A 7,199-nucleotide genomic window follows, 5' to 3' on the forward strand; every position below is an offset into this window, starting at 1 on the left:
TCCTGGCGCTGACCATCCTGCTGTGGTTCCTGCTGTCGTTCCCGGGCGCGCCCGCCGACGCGACGATGCCGGCCATCGACTACAGCTACGCCGGCCAGATCGGCCACGCGATGACCGCGATCTTCGCGCCGCTGGGCTTCAACTGGCAGATCTGCATCGCGCTGATCCCGGGCCTCGCTGCGCGCGAAGTAGCGGTGTCCTCGCTGGCGACGGTGTATGCGCTGTCGGCCGCCGATGATGATGCGGCGATCTCCGCACTGTCGCCGGTGGTGGCCGACGGCTGGTCGCTGGCTACCGGCCTGGCCCTGCTGGTGTGGTTCATCTACGCGCCGATGTGCATTTCGACGCTGGCCACCATCAAGCGCGAGACCAACTCGTGGAAGACGATGGGCTTCTCGGCGTTCTACCTGTTTGCTGCCGCCTATGTCGCGGCGCTGATCACCTACCAGGTGACCGTGGCGCTGGGAGGCGGCTGATGGATGCCGGCCTGCTGGTCCAGTACCTGATCATCGCGGTGGCCGTGCTGGTCAGTGCGTGGGTGGTGTTGAAGAAGCAGGCGCCCGGCACCGTGCGCAAGCTGCGCGGCGCGCTGGCACTGGCGCTGCTGAAGCCGGGCCGTGCGGCCTGGCTGCAGGCGCTGGGCCGGAAGATCGCGCCGCCGGCCACTGGCGGTGGCGGTGCGTGCGGCGGCTGCGACAGCTGCGGACCGACGCCGCCGAAGCAGCACTAGAGAGGCGTCTGGGCGCTGCCCTGGTGAGTGCGGACCTTCCCTGGTGGGTGCGGACCTTGGTCCGCACTGCCGATTGATCATCCACGCATGGCGTGGATCTACCCATCCCCAGCGCTGCCCTCCAGCGGTGTCGGAATTGATCATCCACGCAGGACTTGGATCTACGTTGCAGGCAGGGTGAGGCGACCGGTTCGCGGCGATGCCTCAACCTGCCCGGGTGCCAAGCTCCGCTGCCAGTGCCAACCAGCGTTCGCGCTGTTGCGGCGTGCTACTGCGCACCGGGCCCAGCCGGCTGACCCGCACCGGGCGGATGCCGCAGAACTCAAGGATGGTGGCACGGATCTGGGTGATGCCCGGATCGCGGTAGATCCAGCGGTAGTACCAGGGCGGCGTATCCAGCGTGGTGATGACCCGCGCGCTGCGCCCCGCCAGCAGCCGGTCCCACCACACCGAATCGCGACGGTAGCGGAAGGCGAAGCCCGGCAGCAGCACGCGATCGAAGAAGCCCTTCAGCAGTGCCGGCATCGCGCCCCACCACGTCGGGTAGACCAGCACCAGGTGGTCGCAGGCCTGGATCGCGTCTGCTGCATCCTGCAGGTCGGTTTCCAACGGCTGTATCTGGCGATAACCGTGGCGCAGCACCGGGTCGAACTGAAGGTCGCCCAGGGCGATCATGTGCACGCGGTGGCCGGCGTTGCGGGCGGCGGTCGCGTAGCGCTGGGCGAGGGCGCCGCACAGGCTGTCGCGGTCGGGATGGCCAAGCAGGATCAGGATGGAACGGGACACGGCAGTCTCGGAGGCTGGAAGGCGACCGACGTTGCGCTATGCCCCAAGGGCAGAGTCAAACCCCGCCAGGGCAGCCAGCGGGAACCAGCACGCAGGTGCCATCGCCCTGCTGCAGCCATTGCCGCAGCTCGTCACCCACCTGCTGCAGTTCGACCTCGACGCGGGCAAGCCGCTCGCGCTCGGCGGCAATCGCAGTGCGCTGGCGTTCCAGCAGGGCGAGCACGGCTGGCCAGTCCAGCTGGCCGTCGCCACGCTGCAGGCGGGTGATGGCGGCCAAGCCGATGCCCAGCCCCAGTGCCTGCCGGATCAGCTGCACCCAGGCCACGTCCTGCTCGCTGTAGTCGCGATAGCGGTTCAGGCGCGGCACTGGCGGCAGCAGGCCGCGTGCCTCGTACAGGCGGATGGCCTTGGCGCTGGCGCCGGTACGGCGGGCGACTTCGGAAATGCGCACCGTTTCAGCCCTGCATCCGCGCAGGCGGCATGATGGCTTCAGCGCTTGGCGCGGGCGGTTTGCAAAGGTGCATGAGGTGCGGGCCAGCGCTTGAAGGGGCACGCAGCGTAGCAGCGACAGTGCTTGCCGGACCATGCGTRCTGCCGCTAGCCTGCGTGCATGAACCAGACTCCCCTGCGATTGCTTATTCACGGCGCCTCCGGGCGCATGGGCCAGGCCCTGTTGCGGCTGGCCGCCGAACATCCTGATTCCCTGCAGATCGTCGCTGCGGTGACCGGCCGCGCGCCGGCGCAGCGGGTGATCGACGGCGTGCCGTTCTTCGCGGCCAGCGAGTTGCCGGGGGCGCCGGTGTTCGATGTGGCGATCGACTTCAGCCTGCCCGAGGGCTTCGATGCGCTGCTGGCACTGTGCGTGGAGCGCGGTGCAGGACTGGTATCGGGCACCACCGGTATTTCCAGTGTGCAGCGCCAGGCACTGGAAGCAGCGGCGGCGAAGATCCCGCTGGTGTGGGCGTCGAACTTCAGCCTGGGCGTGGCGGTGCTCGATGAGCTGGTGGAACGTGCAGCGCAGGCGCTGGCCGGCTGGAACTGCGACATCGTCGAATCRCACCATACGCAGAAGAAGGACGCTCCCTCGGGCACGGCGTTGACCCTGGGTGCCGCGGCGCAGCGGGGCGGAGCCGAGCCGCAGTACGCCAGCCTGCGCGCCGGAGACATCGTCGGCGAGCATCTGGTGCAGTTCACCGGCCTGGGCGAGCGCATCGAGCTGGTGCACCGGGCCACCAACCGCGACATCTTTGCCCGCGGGGCGCTGTTTGCCGCTCGCCAGCTGCAGGGCCGGGCGGCTGGCAGCTACCGGGTACGTGACCTGCTGGACGGCCCCCTGTAAACGGTAGCGCCGGGCCATGCCCGGCGTCGGTGGCAGATCCGCCGGGCATGGCCCGGCGCTACCCTTGGGTGCCTGCATACGGCCCCGGATTGAAATGAATGCGCAATCGCCTGTTCATGAATGGCGATAACCGCTGGCGCGAGCGCCCCGGCACCGCTACAATTCGCACTCGCCGAATCACGAAAGCCGGACCGGTCCCAGACCGTACGTCCGCGCTTTTTTGCAACCGGATTTCCGTGAGCGCAGGCGTGACTTCGGCACCCCCTCGGTAGCCAAAGTGAGAATTCCGTGACCCAAGCCGCAATCCTCGTCCTCGAAGACGGCACCGTATTCGAGGGCGAATCCGTAGGCGCGCCCGGCCTGTCCGTCGGTGAAGTGGTGTTCAACACCGCCATGACCGGCTACCAGGAAGTGTTGACCGACCCGTCCTACGCCCGGCAGATGGTCACGCTGACCTATCCGCACATTGGCAACACCGGCATGACCGACCAGGACGATGAAGCGTCCAAGGTGTGGTCGGCCGGCCTGATCGTGCGCGACGTACCGCGCCGCCCGAGCAGCTGGCGCAGCCAGGTGTCGCTGCAGGACTGGCTGATCCAGCGTGGCGTGGTCGCCATCGCTGGCATCGACACCCGCAAGCTGACCCGCATCCTGCGCGAGAAGGGCGCCCAGAACGGCGCGCTGATGGCCGGCGACGGCATCGATGCGGAAAAGGCACTGGAAGCGGCCCGCAAGTTCCCGGGCCTGAAGGGCATGGATCTGGCCAAGGTCGTGACTACCGACAAGACCTACGTCTGGACCGAGGGCCAGCTGGACCTGGACGCCAACGCCTTCGTCAGCGTGCCGGCCCAGTACAAGGTCGTGGCGTACGACTTCGGCGTGAAGACCAACATCCTGCGCATGCTGGCCGAGCGCGGCTGCGAGGTCACCGTGGTGCCGGCGCAGACCCCGGCCGCTGAAGTGCTGGCGCTGAAGCCGGACGGCGTGTTCCTGTCCAACGGCCCGGGTGACCCGGAACCGTGCGACTACGCGATCGCCGCGATCAAGACCTTCATCGACGTGAAGATCCCGACCTTCGGCATCTGCCTGGGCCATCAGCTGCTGGGCCTGGCCTCGGGCGCGAAGACGATCAAGATGGGCCATGGCCACCACGGCGCGAACCATCCGGTGCAGGACCTGGACAGCGGCCGGGTGATGATCACCTCGCAGAACCACGGCTTCGCGGTCGATGAAGCCAGTCTGCCGGCCACGCTGCGAGTGACCCACCGTTCGCTGTTCGACGGCACCAACCAGGGCATCGCCCGCACCGATGTGCCGGCGTTCTCGTTCCAGGGCCACCCGGAAGCCTCGCCGGGCCCGCATGACGTCGGTCCGCTGTTCGATCGTTTCGTGACCCTGATGGCCGAGGCGAAGGCTTGATGCGCAGCGCCGCTCTGCTGCTGTCGCTGTGCTGCGCCGCGGGTGCGGCACAGGCTGCGCCGGCGTCCGCTGCGGACATGGACGCGCTGCTGCACACGTTGAAGAAGGACTCGGTCGGTGCGTCGTCGGCGGCGATGATGGTCGAGGAGGTGCCAACGCTCAAAGCGCTGGCCGAAAGCGATCGCCAATGCGCCCGCACCTCCATCCAGTCGTTCTTCTACGTTCATGCGCGCCAGTCGTTGATCAACAGCCTTGGCGAGGACGGTGACGTGATCGTCGCGGACTGGTCGCGCTTCCTGGCCACACCGTCCGGAAAGGGTTACCTGATCCTCACCGGCGCGCTCCCGGAGTCGGCAGCGGACGCGTCGGTCAACGTCAACGACGAGGCGTACGCCGCCGGATTCGACGCCTTTCTCGGCAGTACGTCCTTCAAGCGCCTGGATGCTGGTTTCGATGCAATGAGCGTCCCTGACGAATTTGCGGTGAAACTGAGCCAGGGATTGCAGGACCAGTGCGGGATTGCGCTGAAACCCGAAGAGATTTCCTGATCGACAGCGTGCGATCACTCCCCCTTGTCACGCTGTACTGACTTAGAGAAGAAAATGCCCAAGCGCACTGACCTCAAGACCATCCTSATCATCGGYGCCGGCCCGATCGTCATCGGCCAGGCSTGTGAGTTCGAYTAYTCCGGCGYCCAGGCCTGCAAGGCCCTGCGAGATGAGGGCTACCGCGTGGTGCTGGTCAACAGCAATCCGGCCACGATCATGACCGACCCGGAGATGGCCGACGCCGTCTACATCGAGCCGATCAACTGGCAGACCGTCGAGAAGATCATCGCCAAGGAGAAGCCCGACGCGCTGCTGCCGACGATGGGTGGCCAGACCGCGCTGAACTGCGCGCTGGACCTGGCCGACAACGGTGTGCTTGAGAAGTACAACGTCGAGCTGATCGGCGCCAAGCGCGAAGCGATCATGATGGCCGAAGACCGCGAGCTGTTCCGCGTGGCGATGAGCGAGATCGGCCTGGAGTGCCCGACCGCTGCCGTTGCCCATACCCTGGACGAAGCGCTGGAGATCCAGACCCGCGTCGGCTATCCGACCATCATCCGCCCCAGCTTCACCCTGGGCGGCAGTGGCGGCGGCATCGCCTACAACCGCGAAGAGCTGATCGAGATCGTCAACCGCGGCCTSGAACTGTCGCCGACCACCGAAGTGCTGGTSGAAGAGTCGGTGCTGGGCTGGAAGGAATWCGAGATGGAAGTGGTCCGCGATACCGCGGACAACTGCATCATCGTCTGCTCGATCGAAAACCTGGACCCGATGGGCGTGCATACCGGTGACTCGATCACCGTGGCCCCGGCGCAGACCCTGACCGACAAGGAATACCAGCGCCTGCGTGATGCCTCCATCGCCGTGCTGCGCAAGATCGGCGTGGATACCGGTGGTTCGAACGTGCAGTTCGGCATCAACCCGGACACCGGCCGCGTGGTGGTGATCGAGATGAACCCGCGCGTGTCGCGTTCCTCGGCGCTGGCGTCCAAGGCCACCGGYTTCCCGATCGCCAAGGTCGCGGCSAARCTGGCCGTSGGYTACACCCTSGACGAACTGWMGAACGASATCACCGGCGGCMWGACCCCGGCSTCSTTCGAGCCGTCCATCGACTACGTCGTCACCAAGATTCCGCGCTTCGCTTTCGAGAAGTTCCCGGCTGCCGATGCACGCCTGACCACCCAGATGAAGTCGGTGGGCGAGGTGATGGCGATGGGCCGCACCTTCCAGGAATCGATGCAGAAGGCCCTGCGTGGCCTGGAAACCGGCAAGGTCGGCTTCGACCCGACCGGCCTGGACCTGACCAGTGAAGACGATCTGCAGACCCTGCGCCGCGAGCTGAAGGCGCCGGGTCCGGAGCGCCTGTTCTTCGTCGCCGACGCGTTCCGCGCCGGCATGAGCGTGGAGGACATCTTCAAGCTGTCCTACATCGATCCGTGGTTCCTGGACCAGATCGAAGAAATCATCGCCGCCGAGACCCAGGTCGCAGCCGATGGCATCGACGCACTGGATGCGGCGCGCCTGCGCAAGCTCAAGCGTGCCGGCTTCTCCGACGCCCGCCTGGCCCAGCTGACCGGCACCAACGAAGCCGCGGTGCGTGCGCTGCGTCGCGCGCACAAGGTGCGCCCGGTGTACAAGCGCGTGGACTCCTGTGCCGCCGAGTTCTCCACTGGCACCGCCTACCTGTACTCGACCTATGAGGACGAGTGTGAAGCCGCGCCGAGCAACCGCGACAAGATCATGATCCTCGGCGGTGGCCCGAACCGCATCGGCCAGGGCATCGAGTTCGACTACTGCTGCGTGCACGCGGCACTGGCGCTGCGCGAGGATGGCTATGAAACCATCATGGTCAACTGCAATCCGGAAACCGTGTCGACCGACTACGACACCTCCGACCGCCTGTACTTCGAACCGCTGACCCTGGAAGACGTGCTGGAAATCGTCGAGCTGGAGCAGCCCAAGGGCGTGATCGTGCAGTACGGCGGCCAGACCCCGCTGAAGCTGGCACGCGCGCTGGAAGCCAACGGCGTGCCGGTGATCGGCACCAGCCCGGACTCGATCGACCTGGCCGAAGACCGCGAGCGCTTCCAGCAGTTGGTGGAACAGCTGGGCCTGAAGCAGCCGCCGAACCGCATTGCCCGCAACGACCAGGAAGCCCTGCTGCTGGCGCGCGAGATCGGTTACCCGCTGGTGGTGCGCCCGAGCTACGTGCTGGGYGGCCGCGCGATGGAAATCGTCTACGGCGAATCCGATCTGGCCCGCTACGTGCGTGACGCGGTGAAGGTGTCCAACGATTCGCCGGTGCTGCTGGATCGCTTCCTCGACAACGCCGTCGAGTGCGACGTGGACATCATCGCCGACGCCCAGGGCAACGTCC

Annotated in this window: 8 protein-coding genes; 6 read left to right on the forward strand and 2 right to left on the reverse strand. The window is 66.7% G+C overall.

Features of this window, described 5'->3' with window-relative positions; translation table 11 throughout:
* A partial coding sequence (locus AC1DJN_RS19050) for a nucleoside recognition domain-containing protein (RefSeq protein ID WP_478039798.1) occupies window positions 1–476 on the forward strand: 476 nt, incomplete at its 5' end.
* Entirely contained in the window at window positions 476–730 is a 255-nt protein-coding gene (locus tag AC1DJN_RS19055; protein ID WP_025874739.1) for a DUF6587 family protein, read from the forward strand. The genes AC1DJN_RS19050 and AC1DJN_RS19055, both read left to right, overlap by 1 nt.
* 204 nt (window positions 731–934) lie before the next feature.
* Here AC1DJN_RS19055 and AC1DJN_RS19060 read toward each other — a convergent pair whose 3' ends face one another.
* Both AC1DJN_RS19060 and AC1DJN_RS19065 read right to left on the reverse strand, forming a co-directional pair.
* A complete protein-coding gene (locus AC1DJN_RS19060; protein WP_140227034.1) occupies window positions 935–1,516 on the reverse strand; it encodes an NAD(P)H-dependent oxidoreductase in 582 nt (193 codons plus the stop codon).
* A 55-nt stretch (window positions 1,517–1,571) separates the two neighbouring features.
* Window positions 1,572–1,967 carry a MerR family transcriptional regulator gene (locus tag AC1DJN_RS19065; protein ID WP_059064101.1) on the reverse strand — a complete coding sequence of 132 codons (396 nt, stop codon included), beginning with the start codon at window positions 1,965–1,967 and terminating at the stop codon, window positions 1,572–1,574.
* Between the two features lie 159 nt (window positions 1,968–2,126).
* Here AC1DJN_RS19065 and dapB point away from each other — a divergent pair, with 159 nt between their 5' ends.
* The 4 genes from dapB to carB form a co-directional block, all read left to right on the forward strand.
* Window positions 2,127–2,855 (forward strand): 4-hydroxy-tetrahydrodipicolinate reductase, encoded by a 729-nt coding sequence (gene dapB / locus AC1DJN_RS19070; protein ID WP_080277594.1) that lies wholly within the window; start codon window positions 2,127–2,129, stop codon window positions 2,853–2,855.
* A gap of 288 nt (window positions 2,856–3,143) precedes the next feature.
* Window positions 3,144–4,274, forward strand: a complete 1,131-nt coding sequence (gene carA / locus AC1DJN_RS19075) for a glutamine-hydrolyzing carbamoyl-phosphate synthase small subunit (RefSeq protein ID WP_442252245.1) — start codon at window positions 3,144–3,146, stop codon at window positions 4,272–4,274.
* Window positions 4,274–4,822 (forward strand): hypothetical protein, encoded by a 549-nt coding sequence (locus tag AC1DJN_RS19080; protein ID WP_442252244.1) that lies wholly within the window; start codon window positions 4,274–4,276, stop codon window positions 4,820–4,822. Before carA ends, AC1DJN_RS19080 begins: the two co-directional genes overlap by 1 nt.
* A gap of 54 nt (window positions 4,823–4,876) precedes the next feature.
* On the forward strand, window positions 4,877–7,199 hold a 2,323-nt coding region (gene carB, locus AC1DJN_RS19085), incomplete at its 3' end, for a carbamoyl-phosphate synthase large subunit (RefSeq protein ID WP_478039802.1).

This window comes from Stenotrophomonas sp. 05L414_2, assembly GCF_056397905.1.